The sequence below is a fragment of the Amycolatopsis sp. WAC 04197 genome (assembly GCF_003947475.1).
Classification (GTDB): Bacteria; Actinomycetota; Actinomycetes; order Mycobacteriales; family Pseudonocardiaceae; genus Amycolatopsis; species Amycolatopsis japonica.
In genome coordinates, this window is sequence record NZ_QHJK01000008.1 from 652,254 (window position 1) to 674,962 (window position 22,709).

A 22,709-nucleotide genomic window follows, 5' to 3' on the forward strand; every position below is an offset into this window, starting at 1 on the left:
TCCCCGTCGGCTGAAAGCCCGTCAGGGAGAGCTAAACGCGATGATCACGCATGCAGTAGAGCGGAAAGTCTTAGAGATCGACGGCGCGGTACAGCGAACCGACCTCGCCGCGGTTCAGCCGCCGGATCGAACCCGACCGCTGGGCACCGAGCTGGACGTCGCCCAGCGCGGTACGGACCAGTTTGCGCACCGGGTGCCCGGTGGCCGCCATCAGCCGCCGCACGATGTGCTTGCGTCCCTCGTGGATGACCAGCTCGATCTGGGTGCGCCCGGCCAGCATGTCCTTGACGCGGAACTGGTCGACCTTGACGATGCCGTCCGGCAGCTCGAAACCCGCGCGCAGTTCCTTGCCGAGTCCGCGCGGGACGATGCCCTCGACCTCGGCGAAGTAGGTCTTCAGCACGCGGAACGACGGGTGCATCAGCCGGTGCCCGAGGTCGCCGTCGTTCGTGAGGAGCAGGAGTCCCTCGGTGTTCTCGTCGAGCCTGCCGACGTGCACGATGCCGGGCGTCTCCTCGTACCGGCCGCGCAGGTAGTCGCCGACGCACGGACGGCCGCGGTCGTCGTTCATCGTGCTGTGCACGCCCTTGGGCTTGTTCAGCAGGAGGTACACGAGGTCCTCGCGGACCTGGACGCGGGTGCCGTCGACGTGGATCACGGAGTTGTCCGGATCGACCCGGCGGCCGAGTTCGGTGACCACCTTGCCGTCCACGCTCACGCGACCGCGCACGATCAGGTCCTCGGCCGCGCGCCGCGAGGCCACGCCCGCCTGCGAAAGGACCTTCTGCAGCCGAATGCCGTCGGGATGCGGGTCAGATGTCATCGATGGTGTCCACTTCGGGTAGCAACGGAGCGATGGGCGGAAGGTCGGCCAGGGACGACAGGCCCAGTCGCTCCAGGAACAGCTCGGTCGTCACGTACAGCGTGCCAGTGGTTTCGGGGTCGGTCCCCATCTCCTCGATCAGGCCGCGCGCCAGCAGCGTCCTGATCACCCCGTCCACGTTCACCCCTCGGACGGCGGCGACCCTGGCCCTGGTCACCGGCTGCCGATAGGCGATCACGGCGAGGCTCTCCAGTGCGGCTCGCGTCAGCTTGGAACGCTGGCCGTCGAGCAGAAGCTTCTCCACGAACGGGGCATAGACGTCCCTAGTGTAGAACCGCCATCCTTCGCCGACTCGGCGCAGGTCGATTCCGCTGGTCCGCTCGGTGAACTTCTGCGCCATCGTGCGCAGCGCCACGGTCACCCGCGACACCGGCTGCGCGACCGTCTCGGCGAGCGATTCCTCGCTGATCGGCGAGTCGACGACCAGGAGCAACGCCTCCAGCGCCGCTTCGAGCGCCTCGTCCGAGGTGACGTCGGGATAGTCGCCGTCGCCGGCCGCGACGAGACCTTCGTCGGCGGGCGGCTCCTCCTCGGCGGCAGGAGTCTCCGCCTGGGTGTCTTCGGTCGTCTCTGTCTCTTCGGTGTTCTCCGGGGTCACCCGTACTCCTCGTCCTCGACGGCGGCGCGGTCCTGCTCGGCCGCCACCGACGCCTCCTCCACGGACCCGCCGGTCCAGCGCACGTGCAGTTCGGCGAGCGCCTCCAGCTGCTCGAACTGGACCGAGGACTCCCGGTACAGCTCCAGCAGCGCGAGGAACCGCGCCACGATCTCGACGGTGTGCTCGCAGTCCTCGACCAGTTCGCCGAAGGTCGCCTCACCCCGCTCCGCGAGCTTGAGCCGCAGCAGCGCGGCGTGCTCGCGCACCGAGACCCGGCCCATGTGGATATGCGCGATCGACACCGTCGGCGGCGGCTTCGGTTTGAAGACCGCGACCGCGATCTCGGAGAACTTCCCGACGTCGACGCCGAGCATCACCTCGGGCAGCAGCCCCATGAACCGGTCTTCGAGCGCGACCGAGCGCGGATACCGCCGCAGCGCGCCGGCCTCCAGCTCGCCGAACAGCGCCGCGACCTGCTTGTACGCCCGGTACTGCAGCACACGCGCGAACAGCAGGTCGCGCGCTTCGAGCAGGGCGAGGTCGTCTTCGCTCTCCACCTCGGCGGCGGGCAGCAGGCGCGCCGCCTTGAGGTCGAGCAAGGTCGCCGCGATGACCAGGAACTCGGTCGTCTCGTCGAGGTTCCACTCCGTGCCGAGCGCACGGGTGTAGGCGATGAAATCGTCCGTGACCCGGTGCAACGCGACTTCGGTGACGTCGAGCTGGTGCTGCGAGATCAGCTGGAGCAGCAGATCGAAGGGGCCCTCGAAGTTCTCCAGGTGCACCTTGAACTTGGACGTGCTCAGCTCTTCACTGGCCAGTCCTTCGGGGACCATCCCGCCGTGCACGGTCTCGTGCACGACGGGGGTCTCGTCTGCCTCTGTCCGCTCGACCGGCTCTGAGCCGCTGGGAGCAGCCGCGGCCGGGTCGTCCATCAGTTCTCGGTCTCTTTCCCGTCCTCGCTGCCCGCCCGCAGGCGTTGGACGAGGACCGAGTCCTCGCCCGCCGCGTCGAAGTCGGCCAGCAGCACGGCCACCGCCTCGCGGACCAGCCTGCCGCGATCGAGCACGAGACCGTGCTTCGCCCGGAGGTTCAGCCTGGCCTGCTCCATCGCCAGCAGTTCGTCGCCGGAGACGTAGACGGTGATCTTCGCGTCGTGCTTGGTCCGCCCGGAACCGCTGCGCGCGGCACGGGTCAGCTGATCCTTGTGCGCGCGCCCCGGCTCGGTCCCGGATCCGTTCCCGTTGCCGTTCCCCTTCGCGGGGGCGGGCTGTTCGGGCGCGGGCGGGAGATCGAGGGCGGGGCTGGAGGTGATCCTGAAGAGTTCGGACGCTCCGGGCAGGGAAGCTCGCCTGCTCACCGAGCGATCACCTCGCGTGCCAGCGCGCGATAAGCCGCCGCGCCCGCTGATTTGGGAGCCCAGGTCGTGATCGGCTCGCCCGCGACCGTCGTCTCGGGGAACCGCACGGTGCGGTTGATCACCGTGTCGAACACGGTGTCGCCGAATGCCTCCACCACTCTCGCCATGACCTCCTTCGAGTGCAGGGTTCTCGGGTCGTACATGGTGGCGAGAATCCCGGTGATGTCCAGTTTGGGGTTGAGGCGTTCCTGCACCTTCTCGATGGTGTCGATCAGGAGCGCTACGCCTCGCAGACTGAAGAACTCGCACTCCAGCGGGATGATCACACCGTCCGCGGCGGTCAGTGCGTTCACCGTCAGCAGGCCTAGCGAGGGCTGGCAGTCGACAAGAACATAGTCGTAGTCGTTCATGACCGGACGAAGGACCCGTAACAAAGTGTGTTCGCGTCCTACCTCTGCGACCAACTGGACCTCGGCCGCGGACAGGTCGATGTTGCTCGGCAGCAGGTCGACGCCGTCCACCCGGGTCTTCCGGATGACGTCGGTGATGCTGACCGAGCGCTCCATGATGACGTTGTAGACCGTCTGGTCCAGCTCGTGCGGCTGAATGCCGAGGCCGACCGAGAGCGCGCCCTGCGGGTCGAAGTCGACCAGCAGCACCCGGCGGCCGCATTCGGCCAGCGCCGCGCCGAGGTTGATGGTCGAGGTGGTCTTGCCGACGCCGCCCTTCTGGTTGCACATGGCCATCACCAGTGCGGGGCCGTGCCGGTCCAGCGGCGGCGGGTCGGGGATCTCGCGATACGGACGGCCGGTGGGCCCGATGCCGTCGTTGTCGCGTTCTTGCTGCTTGGCGTCTTTGGCTTCTTTGGCGCGCTTGGCCTTGCGGCCGCGGGAAGAGATCGTGTCCTCCGACGGTTCGTCGCCGTCGTGTTCGGCGGGGGTTGCGATGGTCACCTGGCTGAGGCTCGCGGCAGCCGAACCGGCGGACGCGGACGGCTTCGCCGGCTCGTTCGGTGTCGACATAACGCGAAAGCTCCTCTTCGGCAGGATCCTCGGCAGCCTATGCGCGATCCGGGAGTCGAGCCAACGAGGCACGCCGGGATCGACCGGGTCGATTAGCCGAGCGCGCGGGGATGTGCTGTCGCGTAAACCTCGCGGAGCGTGTTGACCGTGACCAGCGTGTACACCTGGGTGGTGGTCACCGAAGCGTGGCCGAGCAGTTCCTGCACGACGCGGACGTCGGCGCCGCCTTCGAGCAGATGCGTGGCGAAGGAATGGCGCAACGTGTGCGGCGAAACGCCCGCCGTGATCCCGGCGGATTCCGCGGTGTCCTTGAGAACCTGCCACGCGCTCTGCCGGGAAAGCCTGGAGCCGCGGGCGTTCAGGAACATCGCCGGCGTCCCCCGGCCGTGGGTGGCGAGGGCGGGCCGCGCGCGGACGAGGTACGCGTGCACCGCTTCCAGCGCGGGACGGCCGATCGGGACGATGCGCTGTTTGCCGCCCTTCCCGTCGAGCAGCACGGTCCGTTCGGCGTCGTCGATGTCGTCGACGTCGAGTCCGACGGCCTCGGAGATCCGCGCGCCGGTGGAGTAGAGCAGTTCCAGCAGCGCCCGGTCCCGCAGCGGTCGTTCGCCCTCGGGTGGCGGGGTTTCGAGCAGCTTCAGCACGTCGCCGACCGGCAGCGCCTTGGGCAGCCGTTTGGCCGCGGCGGGTGGCCGGACCTCGCGGGCCGGGTCGTTCTCGGTGATGCCGTCGGCGTGCGCGAACTTGTGCAGCCCCCGCACCGCGACCAGCGCGCGGGCCGCCGAGGACGCGGCCAGCGGGCGATGCTCCTCGTCGCCCTCGCGCAGCGCCGCGCCGAACGAGGTGATGTGCGCGGAGGTGACGTCGGCGAAGCGCTCGACGTCGGCGTCGCCGAGGTACGCGGTGTACCGGCGCAGGTCACGGGAGTAGCTGTCGAGGGTGTTCCTCGCGGTTCCGCGCTCGACCACCAGATGGTCGAGGTAAGCGGCGACCACCTGGGCGACTCCGCTACCGCCGGCCCGTGACACACGGACACTCTAGGACCACTCGCGACCCGATCGGGGGTTCGCCGCGCGTACCGCGCCGCGGGTGTGAAACGGGCTACCTTGGGAGCATGTCGCAGCAACCGGACCCGGAGGAGATGCGCGTCGGCACGGCCGAGCGCGAAGAGGCCGCGCGGCTGCTCGGCGACCATTACAGCCAGGGCAGGCTCACCCCGGACGAGTACGAGGGCCGCGTCCTCGCCGCGTACGAGGCCGTGACGCTCGGCGAACTCCGGCCTCTGTTCCAGGACCTGCCCGCGCCGCACCCGACGTACCTGGCGCCGCGGTTCGACCCGCCGCCGTTCGTCCCCGTGTATCAGCGGCCCGCCGCGGTCCTGCCTTACTCGCCGAAGTCGAAGATCGCCGCCGGGGTGCTGCAGATCGTGCTGCCGTTCGGGATCGGGCGGTTCTACACCGGGCACATCGGTCTCGCCCTGGGCCAGCTGGCGGTCGTGCTGGTCACCTGCGGCATCGGGGTGGTCTGGCCGATGGTCGACGGGATCGTGCTGCTGGCGAACGGCGGCACGGACGCGCAGGGCCGCCGTCTCCGCGACTGACCCCGGCTCGTGGGTTGCGCAGTTGATCGCAAGTCCGTGAAGGCCTCCTTGCCTACCCTGAAGGTAGGCAAGGAGGCCTTCACGGACTTCTCGATCGGCACCCGCGGCCTTGCGATGCGCGTGAAGGCCCCCTTCCCTCGGCTCAGCCGAGGAAACTCGACCTTGACACCTTCCCAAGTACATGAAGGCCCCCTTCACTGCGTCTAGCGCAAGGAAGGGGGCCTTCATGTACTGCAAGGGCCACTCGCGAGCGTCAGAGGCCGCGCGAAGCGAACTTCGTCGGCCGGTCCTCCCAAGGAGCGTCCGAAGGCCGCGACGAGGCCGCCCCCGAAAGCACCGCGTGCGCGGCGAGCACACCACCGACGGTCGCCCCGTTCACCAGCTCACCCGCCAGCGCCATCCGGACCGCCTCCGCGAGCGGGAACTTCCGCATGACGAGGTCGGCCTCCTCCTCGCCGAGCATCTCCCTGTCCACTTCGGACAGTTCACGGGCGAGGTAGACGCGGACGACCTCGTCGGTGAAGCCGGGCGACGCCGCGACGTCGACCAGGGTCTCCCAGCGTTCGGCGCTGAGCCCGACTTCTTCGACCAGTTCGCGTTTGGCCGCGCCGACGGGGTCCTCCCCCGCCTTGTCGATCAGCCCGGCGGGCAGTTCCCACAGCCGCCGCCCGATCGGGTGGCGGTACTGGTGGATCAGCGTCACCATGCCGTCCGCGTCCAGCGCGACGACGGCGACCGCGCCGAGGTGCTCGACGACCTCACGGCGGGCCGTGCCGCCGCCGGGCATCACGACCTCGTCGACCCGCAGCCCCACGACGCGTCCGATGTGGACGTCCCTTGTGGACGCGACGGTGAACTCGTGTTTGCCGGGCTCGGTCACCGGGCCACCGTCTGCGGGGCCTCGGGCAGCTCGACCGGCAGCCGCTCGGCGACCTTGCGGTCCACGACGGCCTTCACGAACGCGCTGAACAGCGGGTGCGGCCGGGTCGGCCGGCTCTTGAGCTCCGGGTGCGCCTGGGTGCCGACGAAGAACGGGTGCTTGTCGGCGGGCAGCTCCACGAACTCGACGAGGTGGTCGTCGGGCGAGGTGCCCGAGAACACCAGACCGGCGTCGGAGAGGCGCTTGCGGTAGGCGTTGTTGACCTCGTAGCGGTGACGGTGCCGCTCGGAGACCTCGGTGCTGCCGTACGCCTTCGCGACCTGCGAGCCCGGCTTGAGCTTCGCGACGTAGGCGCCCAGACGCATCGTGCCGCCCATGTCGCGCTCACCCGCGACGACGTCACGCTGGTCGGCCATCGTGGAGATGACCGGGTTCGGTCCGTCCTCGAACTCGGCCGAGTTCGCGTCCTTGATCCCGGCCAGGTTCCGCGCCGCGTCGATCACCATGCACTGCAGGCCGAGGCACAGGCCCAGCAGCGGCAGCCCGTGGGTGCGGGCGTAGGCGATGGCGCCGACCTTGCCCTCGATACCGCGGATGCCGAACCCGCCCGGGATCAGCACACCGTCCACATCGGACAGCGCGGCCGCGGCACCGGCCGGGGTCTCGCAGGAGTCCGACGGGACCCAGGCGATCTGGACCTTGGCGCGGTGGGCGAACCCGCCCGCGCGCAGCGCCTCGGTCACCGACAGGTACGCGTCCGGCAGGTCGATGTACTTGCCGACGACCGCGACCCGCACCGTCTCCGACGGGTTGTGCACGCGGTCGAGCAGGTCGCCCCACACGGTCCAGTCGACGTCGCGGAACGGCAGCCCGAGACGGCGCACCACGTAGGCGTCGAGCGCCTCACGGTGCAGCACCTTCGGGATGTCGTAGATCGACGGCGCGTCGGGGCAGGCGATGACGGCCTCGGTGTCGACGTCGCACATCAGGCCGATCTTGCGCTTGAGGTCCTCCGGCAGCTCGCGGTCGGCGCGGCAGACGAGCGCGTCGGGCTGGATACCGATGTTGCGCAGCGCGGCGACGGAGTGCTGGGTCGGCTTGGTCTTGAGCTCACCCGACGGGGCGAGATACGGGACCAGCGAGACGTGGAGGAAGAAGCACTGGTCGCGGCCGACGTCGTGGCGGACCTGACGGCAGGCCTCCAGGAACGGCAGCGACTCGATGTCGCCCACGGTGCCGCCGACCTCGGTGATCACGACGTCCGGGCTGTTCCCGTCCTCGTCGGCGCCCGCCGCGGCGGTGATCCTCGCCTTGATCTCGTCGGTGATGTGCGGGATGACCTGCACGGTGTCGCCGAGATACTCACCGCGGCGTTCCTTGGCGATGACCTCGGAGTACACCTGCCCGGTGGTGACGTTCGCCTTGCCGTCGAGAGCCCGGTCGAGAAAACGCTCGTAGTGCCCGATGTCCAGATCGGTTTCGGCGCCGTCGTCGGTGACGAACACCTCACCGTGCTGGAACGGGTTCATCGTGCCCGGATCGACGTTGAGATACGGATCCAGCTTCTGCATCGTGACCCGGAGCCCACGTGCGGTAAGGAGCTGACCCAGGCTGGAAGCCGTGAGTCCCTTACCCAGAGAGGAGGCAACGCCTCCGGTGACAAAGACATACTTGGTAGCCCGCGACTGAAGTCCCACGGGCTTCCACCTTATCGCACGCCCGCCGTAGCGCTCATCGGCCACGCCGCAAGCGTCCGATGGAGTGGAAAACCGCTACCCTCGCGGCGTGACAGACGCGCACGACACCTGGACCGCACCGGTCGCGGAAGGCCCGCTCGACGCGGACATCCGCGTCCCCGGTTCGAAGTCGATCACCAACCGGGCCTACGTCCTCGCCGCGCTCGCCAGCGCGCCGACGCGGGTGCGGACCCCGCTCGACTCCCGGGACGCGCGCCTCATGCTCGGCGCCATCTACGCCCTCGGCGCCCACTCGCAGGGCAGCATCGGCGGCTACCTCGTGCACCCGCTCGGCCCGGGCCGCGTCCATCCCGACGAGACCGTCCGGGTGGAACTCGGCAACGCGGGCACGGTCGCCCGGTTCACCCCCGCGCTCGCCGCGCTGGGCACCGGCCCGGCGCTGTTCGACGGCGACGAGGCCATCCGCCGTCGTCCCATCGGGCCGCTGCTGAAGGCGCTGCGCGACCTCGGCGCCCGTATCGACGACGACCGCCGCGAGGCGCCGCCCTTCACCGTCCACGGCGAAGGCGGTCTGCGGGGCGGCAGGGTCGATCTGGACTCCTCGGCGTCGAGCCAGTTCCTGTCCGCGCTGCTGCTCGCCGGGCCGTCGTTCCAGCAGGGTGTCACCGTGCGCCTGGTTGGCGGCCAGGTGCCGAGCGAACCGCATATCGCGATGACGGTCGAGATGCTGCGCCGTTTCGGGGCCACTGTGGACCGCGAGGGCACCGAGTTCCACGTCGCGCCGACACGGCTCTCCTGCCCCGAGTACATCGTCGAGCCGGACCTCTCGACGGCGGCGCCGTTCGTCGCCGCCGCGATCGCGACCGGCGGCACGGTGCGGATCGCGGGCTGGCCGCAGCGGACGACGCAGCCCGGGGACTGGCTGCGGAGCCTGGCGCCCGTTCTGGGCGCCACCGTCGAGCTCGACGCGGGCGGCCTGACGGTCACCGGCGGCGGCACGATCCCCGGCGTCGAACTGGATCTGCACGACGTCGGCGAGCTGACGCCGGTGATCGCGGCGCTGCTGTGCCTCGCCGAAGGACCGTCGGTCATCTCCGGGGTGGCGCATCTGCGCGGCCACGAGACCGACCGGCTGACCGCGCTCGCCACCGAACTGTCGTCGCTCGGCGCCGACGTGCGCGAGACCGAGGACGGCCTGCGGATCACGCCGGCGCCGCTGCACGGCGGGAAGTTCCACACCTACGACGATCACCGGCTGGTGATGGCGGCCGCGGTGCTCGGGCTGAAGGTCGAGGGCGTCGAGGTGGAGAACCCGGGGACGGTCGGGAAGACCTTCCCCGGATTCGCCGAGGCCTGGACCTCGATGCTCGGCTAACCCTCGAACGGCGAAGCGCGCCACAGATCGATCATCGGCTTCATTCCTTCCACCAGCATCGGCAGCTCGGGCGCCATCGAGAGGCACGCGACCATCTGCAGCCGTCCCGCGGCCTCGATCGTCTTCAGCACGGTTTCGTCGACCTTGCGCAGGCCCAGTTCCTCGGCGGCGGCGTTGTAGGCCGCGATGCCTTCGGGGCCGTTGAAGGCGAGATCGCGTTCGATCGGGCCGCGGTTGACCAGTTCGAAGTCGGAGTACAGCTCGCCTTCGGTGGTGACGATCAGGTTGTAGCCCGGCGCGTCACCGTGCACCGGCTGCACGGTGGCGTTCGGGAACGCCTTGGCGAAGGCCTCCTCCGACTCCAGCAGCGGCCGGAGGACCTCCCATTCGCGGCGGGCGCGGTCGAGGTCGCCCGCGTCGAGCAGGTCCGGCCTGCCTTCGAGCTGGGCGAGACCGTCGGGGATGAACGGGTCGAGGCCGTTCAGGAACGCCAGCTCGCCGGGATAGTCGCGGAGCGTGGCGTGCAGCTTCGCGACGAGCTTGGCCGAGTGCTCCACGGCGAGGTTCGCGTCCTCGACGAACTCGATCAGCTCCCAGAAGGTCATCGAGAAACCGTCGCGCCGAACCGGTTCCGCCGGCACCAGCGAGCTCGGCTTGACGACCGGAAGCCCCTTCTCGGCAAGCCAGGTGGCGACGGCGAGTTCGCGCCGCTGATCGGTCAGCTGCGTCTCCGGTGTCGTGGTGCGCGGCAGCACGGTCGGCACCCGCACGACGACCGGCGAAGGCGCCAGCCGCACGATGACGGAGAAAACGTCGTACAGGACCTCGGGTTCGGTGACGGTGATACCCAGGTCGCGTCCCGCGGAGACCGCGGCGGCCACCGCCCGCGCGGTGCGGGCGGCCCGTTGTTCGTCGGTGATCATGTCCGCGAGTCTGACATGTCCGATTCAGCCCGCGGAGCGTTCTCCGCCATCCTCGGGGAACAGCGTCTTCAACGTCACTTCGCGGTTGACCCGCACATGCTCGACGGCATGGGCCCGCGCGCGGTCGGCGTCACCTGAAGCGATCGCGTCGTAGAGGCGGCGGTGCTCGTCGAGCAGTTCGCCCCAGTGCTCGTTCTGGCTGGTCAGCCAGCGCAGCCTGCCCTCGAGGGGGCGGAGGATCTCGTGCAGCAGCCCGTTGCCCGCGAGCGCGACGATCTGGTCGTGGAAGCGGGTGTTGAGCTGGGTGATCCGGGCCGGGTCGCCGCTCTCGGTCGCGCGGGCGGCGTCGGTGAGCAACCGTTCGAGCGCGCGAAGCTCGGCTTTGCCCGCCCGTTCGGCGGCCAGCCCGGCGGCGAGCCCTTCGAGCGCCTCACGGACGTCGAAGAGCTCCTCGACGTCGGCTCTGGCCAGCTGGCGCACGACGATCCGGCGGGGCGACTGGACGGCGAGGAATCCTTCGGCCTCCAGGCTGCGGATGGCTTCGCGCACCGGCACGCGCGAGACGCCGAGATCCTCGGCGAGTTCGCGTTCGACCAGCCTGTCCCCCGGCTTCAGCCGTCCGGCGAGGATACGTTCACGCAGCTCGTCGCGGACCCGCTGCCGGGTCGCGGCCAGCGGCTGACGCTGTCCTTCCTCGGCCACCTGACCCCCTCTTCAACACCGCCGTAACAGCTCGTAACCCGAGTTTATCGGCAGAAACCTTGACGACGGGCCACCGCGGGGTGATATTTGGGATGCCAAATTTTGGGATACCAAATCGACCGGACTCCCCGTCGATCGGAGGCCCGCATGACCGCCGCCCCAGCAACCCGGTCCGAAGCGCCTACCACCGAGAACGCCGATCCCCGGCTCTGGAACGAAGACCTCGCGCCGGCGAAAGAACGCCGCTGGAAGGTCTACGACATCTTCGCGCTGTGGATGTCGGACGTGCACAACCTCGGCAACTACACCTTCGCGGCGGGCCTGTTCGTCCTCGGGCTTTCGGCGTGGCAGGTGTTCACCGCCCTGCTGACCGGTTTCGTGCTCATCTACTTCGGCATGAACCTGATGGGCCGGATCGGCCAGAAGACGGGCGTTCCCTTCCCCGTCGTCGCCCGCATCAGCTTCGGGACCTTCGGCGCGAACCTGCCCGCGCTGATCCGCGCGATCATCGCGATCTTCTGGTACGGCATCCAGACCTATCTCGCTTCCGTGGCCATCACACTGCTCGTGCTCGCGATCGATCCGGGACTGAAACCGTTGACAGAGGTCGGTTTCCTCGGTCTGCACGCGCTCGGCTGGATCTGCTTCATCGCGCTGTGGCTCGCGCAGGCGCTCGTGCTCACCCGCGGCATGGAGGCCGTGCGCAAGTTCCAGGACTGGTGCGGTCCGGGTATCTGGGTGGTGATGATCGCGCTCGCCGTGTGGATCCTGGCCGCCGCCGACTGGAACATTTCCTTGACCAGCAACCCGAAGGCACTGTCCACAGGGGAGCAAGTACGACAATGGTTCGGCGCCGTCGGGCTGATCCTGTCCATCTACGGCACCCTGATGCTCAACTTCTGCGACTTCTCCCGGTTCGCCCCGAACCAGAAAACGGTGCGGCGCGGCAACTTCTGGGGACTGCCGATCAACTCGACGGCGTTCGCGCTGCTGTCCGTACTGGTCACGGCGGGCAGCCTCCAGGTGTTCGGTGAGGCCATCACCGACCCAGCCGAACTGCTGGCCCGCATCGACAACACGCCCGTGCTGATCATCGGCGCACTGACCTTCGCGATCGCCACCATGGGCGTGAACATCGTCGCGAACTTCGTCTCCCCCGCCTACGACCTGGCCAACATCTGGCCGAAACGGATCACCTTCACCGTCGGCGGGATGATCAGCGCGGTCGCGGCGTTGTGCGTGCTGCCGTGGAAGCTGTACTCCTCGCCCGCGGTGGTCAACTACTTCCTCGGCGGCCTCGGGGCCTTCCTCGGCCCGCTGTTCGGCATCATGATCGTGGACTACTACCTGGTGAAGCGCGGCCGGATCGACGTGGACAAACTGTTCGTAGCCGGACCCGATTCGCCATACCACTACAAACGCGGCTTCAACCCGAGGGCGATGGTCACCTTCCTGCCCACGGCGGCGTTGTCCGCGATCATCGCGCTGGTGCCGTTCTTCGCCCCCGCCGCGCCGTACTCGTGGTTCATCGGCACCGCTTCCGCCGCGGCGCTCTACTTCGTGGTGTCACGCAAGCAGCGGGTCGCGTGATGCGGATCCTGGTCACCAACTGCAACACCACCGAGGCGATGACCAAGGAGATCGAGGCGGGTGCCCGCGCCGCCGCGAGCCCCGGCACCGAAATCCTGGCCAGAACACCGCTGTGGGGTCCGGAATCCGCCGAGGGCTGGCTGGACAGCTTCCTGAGCGCCGCGGCCGTCCTCGACCTTCTCAACGGGCTGGACGAGCCCTTCGACGCGCTCGTGATGGCCGGTTTCGGCGAGCACGGACGGGAAGGCGCCAGGGAACTGCTCGACGTCCCGGTCGTCGACATCACCGAGGCCGCCGCGCATCTGGCCTGTCTGCTGGGAAGACGCTACGGCGTCGTGACCACATTGGACCGGACGTGCGGGCTCATCGAGGACAGCCTGCACGCCGCGGGCGTCGCGCAGAACTGTGTCGGCGTCCTCGGTGCGGGGCTCGGCGTCCTCGAATTGACCGACGAACGCCGGACGGAATCGGCCCTGCTGACCGCCGGACGGCGCGCCCGCGACGCGGGGGCGGAGGTCCTGGTCCTCGGCTGCGCCGGGATGACCGGCCTCGATCGTCGCATCTCGGCGATGCTGGACATCCCGGTGATCGACGGCGTCGCCGCCGCCGTCCGCCTCGCCGAATCCCTCGTGGCCCTGAATCTCAAGACCAGCCGAGCCGGTTCCTACGCCCGCCCGCTCCCGAAAACCCGCCTCTGGCCCCGCATTTAGTCCTCTAAATGCGAGTCTCGACAGGTCCCGAGGGCGTTGAGGACCCGCGCGCCCGGCGCCCATCGCGCGCACCCACGCATTTAGTCCTCTGGATGCGGTCCTTGCACACGCAAGTACCGCATCCAGAGGACTAAATGCGGAAGGGGGGTCAGTTGCCGGCGGCGGCGATCCCGGGGGCGGGGGCCTGGGCGTTGCCCGCGATGCCGTAGCGCCCGGCGCCGCCTTCGAGCTGCTCCCGCAGCGCCATGATCGTGGTGACCCGGCCCGCCGCGGTCTCCGCGTTGTCCACAGTGGACAGGATGGACGTCGACGAGGTGTCGGCGCGCACGACGCCGATCGCGCCGGTGCCGTCGGCGGATCCCGCGTCGCCCGCCAGAACGGTGCCCGCACCGGAACGGTCGAGCTGCGCGGCGAACCGCGCGACGGTCGAGGCACGGTCACCGGCGCCGTCGCCGGTGTACTTGGAACCGGTGAGCACGATCGCGAGCTGCGCTGGCTTCACGTCCCCGCCGGTCTTGAGGAAACCGCCGTCGGTGAGCCCGCCGAGCGCGGCCGCCAGCTCCACCGGGGTGGACTGCGGCTGCGCGTTGTCCTTGTTCAGCAACGCCACGGAGCCGATCAGCGCGCCCGCGAGGGTGCCCGGGTCGCCCGCGGTCGGGAACTGGACACCGGCCGGCTGCAGCCGCGACACGACGTCACGCAGCTGATCCGACCGCATCGGGTCGGAGAACGCCTCGGTCAGCTGGATCTCACCGGTGACCGAGGCACCGGCCTGACCCACGAGCTGCTTGAGCGCGTCGCGGTCCGCGGGCTTCGCGTCCTCGGTGGTCACCAGCACCACCGAACGCTTGTCCAGCTGCCCCGCGACGACCTTCGGCCCCATCGCGCCGGCGAACGCGTCCGCGTCGCCGAGCCTGGCGTTGAGCGAATTGCGCTGTGCCTCCAGATCCGCGACCTGGGAACCCAGATCCTCCTTCTGGCTGGCGAGACCCGAAAGCAGGGAACCGTTCAGCGCCGTCGACCCGAGCACCACGCCGATGGCGAGCGCCAGGAAGCAGGCGGCGATGGAAACGATGTGGTACCGCAGTGAAATCACGTGAAGAGTCCCTTGCCCCAGGCGATGAACGAGTTCCAGGTGTCGCGGATCCAGTCGAGGTACACCGAACCCACGTCGGACACCAGCAGCGCGGCCGCGACGGCCACCAAGGTCGCGACGACCAGCAGGACGATGGCGCCGATGGACACCCGGCTGCGGTGCAGGGTCGCGACCGCCTTGCCGTCGACCAGTTTCGTGCCGAGCTTGAGCCTGGTGAGGAACGTCGACGGGTTCGACCCGGACCGGCCGTGGTCGAGGAATTCCCGCAGTGTCGCCTGGAATCCGACGGTGACCACCAGGCTCACCTCGTGCGCGTCGGCCAGCAGCAGCGCCAGATCCTCGGCGTTGCCCGTCGCGGGGAAGGTGACCGCGCCGATCCCGAGGTCCTGGATGCGCTCGACACCGGGCGCGTGCCCGTCCGGCTGCGCCGGGACCACGACCTCGCCACCGCTGCGCAGCGTCTCGGCGCCGATCCCGTGCGGGTCGCCGACGATGACGTCCGGCTGATATCCCTGCGCGCGCAAGGTGTCGGCTCCGGCGTCGACCCCGATCAGCACCGGCCGGTGTTCGGAGATGTACTTCTTCAGCTTCTTGAGGTCTTCGGCGTGCCCGTTGCCGCCCGCGACCACCAGGGCGTGCCGATCCCGCAGCGGGACACGGATCTCCGGGACGCCGACGCCGTCGAGGATGAGACTGCGTTCCCGGCGGAGGAATTCGATCGTGTTCGCGGAGAACGCCTCCAGCTGGGTGGACATCCCGGCCTTGGCCTCGATCATCTGGTCCGCGACGCTTTCCCGCGTCTGCTGGACACCCGAGCCGAGCTGCCGCTCTCCGATGTAGACGACGCCCTCGTGCAGGCGGAGTTTCGTGCCGTCCTTGACCTTGCGCAGCAGTTCGCCGCCGACCGAATCGACCAGCGGGATCCCGGCTTCGAGCAGGATCTCCGGGCCCAGGTTGGGGAACCGGCCGGAGATCGACGGCGAGGCGTTCACCACCGCCGCGACTTCGGCCTCCACCAAGGCATCGGCCGTCGACCGATCGAGGTCGAGCTGGTCGAGGACGACGATGTCGCCAGGGCTCAGCCGGCGGAGCAGCTCACGCGTACGCCTGTCGACCCTGGCGACGCCGGTGATCCCGGGAAGGGTCTCTTGGTTACGCGAGAGCAAGCCGGTGAGCTTCATGCGACCGATAGTGACAAATCCGCGCGGGCTTCCGTGTCCGCCACGCCGATGGAAACACGCCGATTAACCCACACCGGATCGGGCCACCCGGTCGTGACAGGGACTACTTCGCCTTCTTCCGCTTCCCACCGCGACGGGCTTTGGGCTTGTCCGGCGCGCTCTTGTCGGCCTCGGCGACGGCGAGCAGTTCCTCCGCGTGCGCCCGGCCGGTTTCGGTGCTTTCCATCCCGGCGAGCATGCGCGCGAGCTCGACGACGCGCTCCGACTGTTCGAGTACGCGCACCCCGCTGCGGGTCACCCCGCCACTGGTGCCCTTGTCCACCACTAGATGCTGATCGGCGAACGCGGCCACCTGCGGCAGGTGCGTGACCACCAGGACCTGGTGACTGCGCGCCAGCCGCGCCAGCCGCCTGCCGATCTCGACCGCCGCGCGGCCGCCGACCCCGGCGTCGACCTCGTCGAACACCAGTGTCTGCACGGTGTCCGCGTGCGCGAGGACGACCTCGATCGCCAGCATCACGCGGGAAAGCTCACCGCCGGAAGCGGCCTTGTGCACCGGAAGCGGCGGGGCGCCGTTGTGCGCCCGCAGCAGCAACTCGACGTCGTCGACGCCGTCGGGCCCGGCGTGCACGAGCCTGCCGCCGACCTTCACGGCGTGCGCGTCGCTCTCGTCGACGGTGCGCCGCTCGACGGTGATCTCGATCTCGGCCTGTCCCATGGCGAGCCCGGACATCTCGGCGGTGATCGCCTCGGCGAGCTCGGCGGCGGCCTCGACCCGCGCCTCCGACAGCGTGAGGGCGTGTTCGGCCAGCGTGACGGCGAGTTCGTCGCGGCGCTTGGCCAGCTCGGCCAGCGCCTCCTCGGAGGTGTCCATCGTGGACATCCGGCGACGGGCGTCGTCGGCCCAGGCGAGCACACCGTCCACGTCCGCCGCGTATTTGCGGGTGAGCCGCTTCAGATCGGCCTGGCGCGCGAGCACCTTCTCCAGCAACGCGGGATCGGCGTCGAGCGTTTCGAGGTAGCTGCCCAGCTCGGCGCCCACTTCGGACAACAGCACCGAGGCCTCGTCCAGCCGGGGACCGAGCTCACGCAGGACGGCGTCCTCGGAACCGGTCAGGTGGCGGCTCGCCTCACCGATCAGCCCGACCGCGCCGGGCGCGTCCGGGTCGCCGTCGGGCGAACCCGAGACGGCGGCCTGCGCGGCACTCGCCGCGGACCGCAGTTCGTCGACCGCGGCGAGCCGCTTGATCTGCTCGGTGAGCTCGGTGTCCTCGCCGGGTTCCGGCGCGACGGCGTCGATCTCGGCGAGCCCGTGGCGCAGCAGGTCGGCCTGCTGGGCCATCTCGCGGGAGCGGGTGGAGCGTTCGGTCAGTTCGGCGACGACGGCGAGCCATTCGTCCCGGACCGCGCGGTACTGCTCGAGCGGCTCGGTGACGGCCTCACCGGCGAACCGGTCGATCACCGCGCGCTGCTCGGCGGGCCGCAGCAGCCGCAGCTGATCGTTCTGCCCGTGGACGGCGATCAGCTGCTCGGACAGATCGGCCAGCACACCGACCGGCACCGAACGGCCGCCGAGGTGGGCACGGGACCGGCCGTCGACCGAGACCGCGCGCAGCGCGATGACGCTGCCGTCCTCGTCGACCTCCGCCCCGGCGTCGGTGACGATCCGGGTGGCGCCCTCGGCACCGCCCAGCTCGAATCGGCCTTCCACGAAGGCCTTCAGCATTCCCGTCCGCACCTTGGACACTTCGGCTCGGCCGCCGGAGAGCAGGTGCAACCCGCTGACGACCATCGTCTTGCCCGCACCCGTCTCACCGGTGACCACGGTGAAGCCCGCGTGCAGTTCCAGCAGGGCGTCCTCGATGACTCCGAGGCCCTGGATGCGCATCTCGGCCAGCACGACGCCCACCGTAGCGGCCCACCCCGACCATTCCCGCACCCGGCACGTCATGAAAGGGCCGTTCAAGACAGAAATTGTCCTGAACGGCCCTTTCATGACATCCGTCAGCGGGCGTGTCGCTCCCGCCAGCCCTTGATCGGCAACGAGAACTTGTGCACCAGCCGGTCGGTGAACGGGCCTTCCCACAACCGGATCAGCCGCACCGGCACCCGGCCGCAGGTGACCCGCACGGCCGCACCGGCGGGAAGATCGAAGGTCCGCGATCCGTCGCAGGTCAGGACCGCGGGCGAACCGTCGGGATCGATGGCGACGGTGATCTCCGAGTCCCGCGAGACGACCAGCGGCCGCGAGAACATCGCGTGCGCGTTGCTCGGGACCACCAGCAGTGCCTGGACGTCCGGCCAGATGATCGGCCCGCCCGCGGAGAACGCGTACGCCGTCGAGCCGGTCGGAGTGGCGCACAGGACGCCGTCGCAGCCGAAGGAGGACACAGGCCTTCCGTCGACCTCGATGAGCGCGTCCAGCACCCGCTCGCGCGAGCTCTTCTCGACGCTGGCCTCGTTGAGCGCCCAAGTGTTGACGGTCTCCTCACCGTCGACGGTGACGACGACGTCGACGGTCATCCGCTCTTCGACCTGGTAGTCGCCGTCGACGGCCCGCTGGACGGTGTCCGCAAGCTTGTCCGAATCGGCCTCGGCCAGGAAGCCGACGCGGCCGAGGTTCACGCCGAGCACCGGGACCCCGTTCGGCCTGGCCAGTTCCGCGGCCCGCAGCAGCGTGCCGTCACCGCCGAGCACGAACACCAGCTCGGTACCGGCGGCCGGATCCTGCTCCGGCGCCATGACCGTGCAGGGCGCACCGATCCCGCCGTCCGCCTCCAGCATCTCGCGGACGTCCTCGTCGAGTACCCGCAGCCGCACACCGGCCTTGGCGAACCGGGCCGACACCTCGCGTGCCGCGTCCCGGGTCGCGTCCCGGTCCGGGTGCACGACGAGCAGCACCTCGCGATCGCTCATTGGGGTCCCTCCAGGACTGCGGTCCGGACGAGCCGCTCGGCGTCGGTGCCGGCGGTCTCCCCCGCCCCGCGGGTAAGCCAGACGAAGTATTCGACGTTCCCCGACGGCCCGGGAAGCGGGCTCGCGACGACGCCGCGCAGGCTCAGGTCCAGCTTCTCGGCCTCGGCGAGCACGCCGAGCACCGATTCGGCCCGCAGCTCCGGGTCACGGACGACGCCGCCGCTGCCGAGCCGGTCCTTGCCGACCTCGAACTGCGGTTTCACCATCGGCACCAGATCCGCGCCGTCCCGCGCGCAGGCGGCCAGCGCGGGCAACACGAGTTTGAGCGAGATGAACGAGAGGTCCCCGACCACGAGGTCGACCTGCCCGCCGAGGTCCTCCGGGGTCAGGTTGCGGACGTTCGTCTTGTCGAGGACGACCACGCGGTCGTCGGTGCGCAGCCGCCAGTCCAGCAGGCCGCGGCCGACGTCGGCCGCGATCACCGTGGCGGCGCCGTTGCGCAGCAGGACGTCGGTGAAGCCACCGGTCGACGCGCCCGCGTCGAGGCAGCGCTTTCCTTCGGTGGAAAGACCTTGCGGGGTGAAGGCTTCGAGCGCGCCGAGCAGTTTGTGCGCGCCGCGGGAGGCCCAGCCGGGGTCGTCGTTGTCGCGCACCACGATCGGCGCGCCGGACTCGACACCCGTCGCGGGTTTGGTGGCCACCATCCCGCGCACGGTGACCTTGCCCTCGGCGATCAGCGCCGACGCCTGCTCCCGGGACCGGGCGAGACCCCGCCGGACGAGCTCCGCGTCCAGGCGGGCGCGTTTGGGCACGCGGTCAGACCTTGTCGATGGTGGACAGCGCCACCGTCAGCTCGGTGTGCACGGCCTCGAAACGGTCGACGTGCTCCGAAAGCGGAAGCGCCGCGAGGTCGTCGAGACCCGCCACGGCTTCGTCGATCCCGGCCCGGGGATCCGTGTCCTGCTGCGCGAACTGGTCCGGCGGCGGTCCCGGCACCGGCGGCGGGCCGGGAACCGGGGGTCGCGGAACGGGGTGGAAGTGGTCTTGCACCCCACCAAGTTAGCAGCGCTGGTCAGCCGAGGCGCAGCTCGCCGAGCGCGGCGCGGGCGGTGTCGCCCACACCACGGACCTCGGTGATCCCCGACTCCCAGGCCGCCGCGCACAACGCGCGCAACAGGTCGAGGGAGTCGCCTTCACCATCGGCTTCAAGCACGTCACCCTGTGCGGTGACACGCCAGCCGTCCTTGGGCCCGATCTCGAGCAGTTCCGCCCGGCTGCTCAGCCCGGACAGGTCCGCCGCGAGGTAGCGCGGACGCTCCTCGGGCCTCGCCGCGATGAGAGACGCCGCGTCGGCGACGCCGGTCAGGACGCAGAGCGCGTCGATCCCGGCCGCGACCGCGCCCTCGATGTCCGTGTCCAGCCGGTCGCCCACGACGAGGGCACGTTCCGCGCCCGCGTCCCGTGCCGCCGTCGTGAACAGTCCCGGTGCCGGTTTGCCCGCCACCAGCGGTTCGGCGCCGGTGGCATGGCGCAACGCGGCCACCATCGACCCGTTGCCCGGCAGCAGACCGCGCTCGCTCGGCAGGGTCGCGTCGACGTTGGTCGCCACCCAGAGCGCGCCCGCGCGGATGGCGAGGCACGCCTCCGCGAGAGCGGCCCAGGTGTTCTCCGGGGAATGCCCCTGGACCACGGCGGCCACGTCCGGACCGGCTTCCCGGACCGTCTCGAAGCCGACGGACTCGACCTGGGCGGCCAGCGAGTCCGTGCCCACGACGAGGACCACCGCGCCCTGGGGCAGCCGCTCACCCAGCAGGGCGGCGGCGGCCTGAGAGCTCGTGTGGACCTCTTCGGGGGTGGCGGGCAGCCCGAGTGCCTCCAGGTGCGCGGAGACCTCCGCGGGCGCCTTGGAGGCGTTGTTGGTCACCCACCGGACGGCCGTGCCGTGGTCCCGGAGCGCCCGAAGCGCTTCCGGTGCGCCCGGGACCACCTTGCTGCCGTGATAGACCGTGCCGTCGAGGTCGAACAGGACCGCGTCGTACCCGGCCGACAGGGCGTCAGCCATTCGTGAGCTCCGCGGCGCGCTCGGCGGCGTCGGTCTCGTCCTCCTCGTCGGCCTCCGCCGCGTTCAGGAACCAGCGGATCGCCTCGTCCTTGCGGTCGGCCGCGGCGAGGTTGTCGGCGTAGGCGTAGAACAGCCGGGCGCTCCACGGGTCGCGCTTCTCCGCCTTGAGGTCGTCGCTCTGCAGGGAGACGACGGCCGCGTCCAGCTGACCGAGGTCGCGCCGGGCGCCGGCGGCGACGATCGCGAGCTCGATCTGGGTCGCCTTGGACAGACGCTCCTTGTCGACCTCCTTCGCGAGGTCGAGCGCCCGCTCCGGGCGGCCGATGGCGCGCTCGGCGTCGGCGATGATCGCGATGTGGTCGTCGGTCCGGGTCATCCGGCGGACGGCCCGCAGCTCCGACAGCGCCTCGGACCAGTTGCCCGCGTGGTAGGCGACCAGGCCGAGCGCCTCACGGACGATCGGGACCCGCGACGCCTTGGCCTTCGCGTACTTGGCGTGCTCCATGGCGGCTTCGGGATCTTCGTCGACGAGGCCGCCGGCCGCTACGAGGTGCTTGCCGACGGTTTCGGCGAGTGCCTTGGGCAGGGTGCGGAGCTCCCGGCGGACGTCTTCGTCGAGATCGGAGAACTCGATGCCCTCGGGCAGTTCCGGAGCCTCGAGCAGCTCACGCGCCAAGGTCTCGTCGTCGACCGGCCTGTCGTCGGTGCGCGGCGAGGAACGGAAGTCCTTGCGGCCCTCGGAACGGTCACGCTGGGGACGGTCGTCGCGCTTGCGCTCGAACCGGCCTTCGCCGCGCCGGTCGTCGTACCGCTTCTCCGGACGGTCGCCGGAAGGGCGACGGTCTCCGCGGTTGTCGCGGTCGCCGTAGGACTTGCGCTCGTAGCCACCACCGCTGGGACGACGGTCGCCCGAGGACGAGCCCGAGCCGCGCCGGTCGCCGTTGTACCCTCCGGAACGGGAACCGCCGCGATCGTCACGGTCGCGGTAGGACGGACGCCGGTCGTCGCCGCGGCTGTCACGGCTGTCGCGGTCGCCGTAGGACTTGCCCTGGGGGCGTCCTTCGTAGCGGTTGCCGGAGGGGCGGTCGTCGGACCGGCCGCGGTTGTCCGAGCCGTAGCCGGAACGGGCCGGGCGGCTGTCGGAGCGCTTCTCGTAGCGGCCCTCGGAACGGTTGTCCGAGCGGCTGTCCGAACGGTTGTCGTAGCGACGCTCGGGACGGCTGTCGGACGAGCGGTACCCGCCGCGGTCGCCACCCCGGTTGTCGGACCGGTAGCCGCCGCGATCGTCGCCGCCCCGGTTGTCCGAGCGGTACCCGCCGCGGTCGCTGCCGCCCCGGTATCCACCACGGTCGCCGCCGCGGTTGTCCCGGCTGTCGCGGTTGTCGGACCGGTAGCCACCGCGGTCGCTGCCACCACGGCTGTCCGAGCGGTAGCCGCCACGGTTGTCACCGCCGCGGTAACCGCCACGGTTGTCCCGGCCACCGGACCGGTCGTCACGACGGTCGCCGCCACCGGGGCCACGACGGTCGTCGTTGTTGTAGCGCGGGCGGTTGTCGTCGCGGCCCTGGCCGCCGAACCGGCCGCCGGAGCGCTGGTCGCGGGAGCCGTCGCCGCTGCGCGCGGGGTAGCTGCCGGAACCGCGGGCACCGCGGTCGTCACGACGAGGGCGGCCCTGGTAGCCGCCGTCGCGGCCGCCCCGGTCCTGCCTGCCGCCGGCGGAACCGCGCCGGTCACCTCGCTGCGCGTCAGACCGGCCTCCGCGGGGACTGTCGTCCCGGCGACCCGACCGGCCGGACGCGCCATCATCTGAGTCACGTCGACCGAACTCGGACACCTGGCCTCCTGCCACTATTGAAAAGTTTCGACATACGCCCACCACGAGGCGGGCCAACGGACCATTCTAGTCCGTGCCTGGACATGAAAAGAGACAGGGCCCTGACCGGGGAGAACCTGTTGGGGTTCTCGACCCTGGTCAGGACCCTGTCCTGAAGTTAGTCCGGCGGTGTCCTACTCTCCCACAACCCTTCGGTTGCAGTACCATCGGCGCTGTCAGGCTTAGCTTCCGGGTTCGGAATGGGACCGGGCGTTTCCCTGACGCTATAACCACCGAAACACTA

22 protein-coding genes and 1 rRNA gene are annotated in these 22,709 nt (G+C 70.1%); 4 read left to right on the forward strand and 19 right to left on the reverse strand.

What is annotated here, in order from left to right:
• Positions 1-70: 70 nt before the first annotated feature.
• The 6 genes from DMC64_RS29925 to xerD form a co-directional block, all read right to left on the reverse strand.
• Entirely contained in the window at positions 71-823 is a 753-nt protein-coding gene (locus DMC64_RS29925) for a pseudouridine synthase (protein ID WP_007035528.1), read from the reverse strand.
• Positions 813-1,481, reverse strand: coding sequence for an SMC-Scp complex subunit ScpB (gene scpB / locus DMC64_RS29930; RefSeq protein ID WP_125736224.1), 669 nt, complete (start codon positions 1,479-1,481; stop codon positions 813-815). Before scpB ends, DMC64_RS29925 begins: the two co-directional genes overlap by 11 nt.
• On the reverse strand, positions 1,478-2,413 hold the full coding sequence (locus DMC64_RS29935) for a ScpA family protein (protein ID WP_037348138.1): 936 nt from the start codon (positions 2,411-2,413) through the stop codon (positions 1,478-1,480). Before DMC64_RS29935 ends, scpB begins: the two co-directional genes overlap by 4 nt.
• Positions 2,413-2,838, reverse strand: a complete 426-nt coding sequence (locus DMC64_RS29940; RefSeq protein ID WP_037348136.1) for a hypothetical protein — start codon at positions 2,836-2,838, stop codon at positions 2,413-2,415. Before DMC64_RS29940 ends, DMC64_RS29935 begins: the two co-directional genes overlap by 1 nt.
• A complete protein-coding gene (locus tag DMC64_RS29945; protein WP_016335360.1) occupies positions 2,835-3,860 on the reverse strand; it encodes a ParA family protein in 1,026 nt (341 codons plus the stop codon). The genes DMC64_RS29940 and DMC64_RS29945 overlap by 4 nt, the downstream gene beginning before the upstream one ends.
• Before the next feature lie 92 nt (positions 3,861-3,952).
• Positions 3,953-4,855, reverse strand: a complete 903-nt coding sequence (gene xerD / locus DMC64_RS29950; protein ID WP_037348132.1) for a site-specific tyrosine recombinase XerD — start codon at positions 4,853-4,855, stop codon at positions 3,953-3,955.
• Positions 4,856-4,974: 119 nt separating this feature from the next.
• On the opposite strand from xerD, the gene DMC64_RS29955 reads away from it, so the two are divergent.
• Positions 4,975-5,460 carry a DUF1707 domain-containing protein gene (locus DMC64_RS29955; RefSeq protein ID WP_125736225.1) on the forward strand — a complete coding sequence of 162 codons (486 nt, stop codon included), beginning with the start codon at positions 4,975-4,977 and terminating at the stop codon, positions 5,458-5,460.
• 253 nt (positions 5,461-5,713) lie between these two features.
• Here DMC64_RS29955 and DMC64_RS29960 read toward each other — a convergent pair whose 3' ends face one another.
• Both DMC64_RS29960 and DMC64_RS29965 read right to left on the reverse strand, forming a co-directional pair.
• Positions 5,714-6,340 carry an NUDIX hydrolase gene (locus DMC64_RS29960; protein WP_037348129.1) on the reverse strand — a complete coding sequence of 209 codons (627 nt, stop codon included), beginning with the start codon at positions 6,338-6,340 and terminating at the stop codon, positions 5,714-5,716.
• A complete protein-coding gene (locus DMC64_RS29965) occupies positions 6,337-8,037 on the reverse strand; it encodes a CTP synthase (RefSeq protein ID WP_081976085.1) in 1,701 nt (566 codons plus the stop codon). The genes DMC64_RS29960 and DMC64_RS29965 overlap by 4 nt, the downstream gene beginning before the upstream one ends.
• 88 nt (positions 8,038-8,125) lie before the next feature.
• Here DMC64_RS29965 and aroA point away from each other — a divergent pair, with 88 nt between their 5' ends.
• Positions 8,126-9,412 (forward strand): 3-phosphoshikimate 1-carboxyvinyltransferase, encoded by a 1,287-nt coding sequence (aroA, locus tag DMC64_RS29970; RefSeq protein WP_125736226.1) that lies wholly within the window; start codon positions 8,126-8,128, stop codon positions 9,410-9,412.
• Here the strand turns inward: aroA and DMC64_RS29975 are convergent.
• The gene (locus DMC64_RS29975) at positions 9,409-10,335 is read right to left on the reverse strand and encodes an aminoglycoside phosphotransferase family protein (protein WP_125736227.1); all 927 of its coding nucleotides are present in this window, start codon (positions 10,333-10,335) and stop codon (positions 9,409-9,411) included. The genes aroA and DMC64_RS29975 overlap by 4 nt on opposite strands.
• 24 nt (positions 10,336-10,359) lie before the next feature.
• Positions 10,360-11,037 carry a GntR family transcriptional regulator gene (locus tag DMC64_RS29980; RefSeq protein ID WP_125736228.1) on the reverse strand — a complete coding sequence of 226 codons (678 nt, stop codon included), beginning with the start codon at positions 11,035-11,037 and terminating at the stop codon, positions 10,360-10,362.
• 147 nt (positions 11,038-11,184) lie between these two features.
• Between DMC64_RS29980 and DMC64_RS29985 the strand changes: the two genes are divergently transcribed.
• Together DMC64_RS29985 and DMC64_RS29990 are read left to right on the forward strand one after the other, a co-directional pair.
• Positions 11,185-12,627 (forward strand): NCS1 family nucleobase:cation symporter-1, encoded by a 1,443-nt coding sequence (locus DMC64_RS29985; RefSeq protein ID WP_125736229.1) that lies wholly within the window; start codon positions 11,185-11,187, stop codon positions 12,625-12,627.
• Positions 12,627-13,337, forward strand: a complete 711-nt coding sequence (locus tag DMC64_RS29990) for an aspartate/glutamate racemase family protein (protein WP_037348121.1) — start codon at positions 12,627-12,629, stop codon at positions 13,335-13,337. Before DMC64_RS29985 ends, DMC64_RS29990 begins: the two co-directional genes overlap by 1 nt.
• 148 nt (positions 13,338-13,485) lie before the next feature.
• Here DMC64_RS29990 and DMC64_RS29995 read toward each other — a convergent pair whose 3' ends face one another.
• The 9 genes from DMC64_RS29995 to rrf all read right to left on the reverse strand — a co-directional run bounded on the left by DMC64_RS29995 (position 13,486) and on the right by rrf (position 22,703).
• The gene (locus DMC64_RS29995; protein WP_037348119.1) at positions 13,486-14,433 is read right to left on the reverse strand and encodes a copper transporter; all 948 of its coding nucleotides are present in this window, start codon (positions 14,431-14,433) and stop codon (positions 13,486-13,488) included.
• Complete coding sequence (steA, locus tag DMC64_RS30000; protein WP_125736230.1) at positions 14,430-15,614, reverse strand: putative cytokinetic ring protein SteA; 1,185 nt, start codon at positions 15,612-15,614, stop codon at positions 14,430-14,432. Before steA ends, DMC64_RS29995 begins: the two co-directional genes overlap by 4 nt.
• 103 nt (positions 15,615-15,717) lie before the next feature.
• Positions 15,718-17,514 carry a DNA repair protein RecN gene (gene recN / locus DMC64_RS30005; RefSeq protein WP_037348283.1) on the reverse strand — a complete coding sequence of 599 codons (1,797 nt, stop codon included), beginning with the start codon at positions 17,512-17,514 and terminating at the stop codon, positions 15,718-15,720.
• Positions 17,515-17,618: 104 nt separating this feature from the next.
• Complete coding sequence (locus DMC64_RS30010) at positions 17,619-18,530, reverse strand: NAD kinase (RefSeq protein WP_037303235.1); 912 nt, start codon at positions 18,528-18,530, stop codon at positions 17,619-17,621.
• Positions 18,527-19,342 carry a TlyA family RNA methyltransferase gene (locus DMC64_RS30015; RefSeq protein ID WP_037348115.1) on the reverse strand — a complete coding sequence of 272 codons (816 nt, stop codon included), beginning with the start codon at positions 19,340-19,342 and terminating at the stop codon, positions 18,527-18,529. Before DMC64_RS30015 ends, DMC64_RS30010 begins: the two co-directional genes overlap by 4 nt.
• 4 nt (positions 19,343-19,346) lie before the next feature.
• A complete protein-coding gene (locus DMC64_RS30020; RefSeq protein ID WP_038511536.1) occupies positions 19,347-19,526 on the reverse strand; it encodes a hypothetical protein in 180 nt (59 codons plus the stop codon).
• Positions 19,527-19,602: 76 nt separating this feature from the next.
• Entirely contained in the window at positions 19,603-20,592 is a 990-nt protein-coding gene (locus DMC64_RS30025; RefSeq protein WP_037348113.1) for an HAD-IIA family hydrolase, read from the reverse strand.
• Positions 20,585-22,426, reverse strand: coding sequence for a hypothetical protein (locus DMC64_RS30030; RefSeq protein WP_125736231.1), 1,842 nt, complete (start codon positions 22,424-22,426; stop codon positions 20,585-20,587). Before DMC64_RS30030 ends, DMC64_RS30025 begins: the two co-directional genes overlap by 8 nt.
• A gap of 160 nt (positions 22,427-22,586) precedes the next feature.
• Positions 22,587-22,703 (reverse strand): 5S ribosomal RNA (gene rrf / locus DMC64_RS30035).
• Positions 22,704-22,709: the final 6 nt, after the last annotated feature.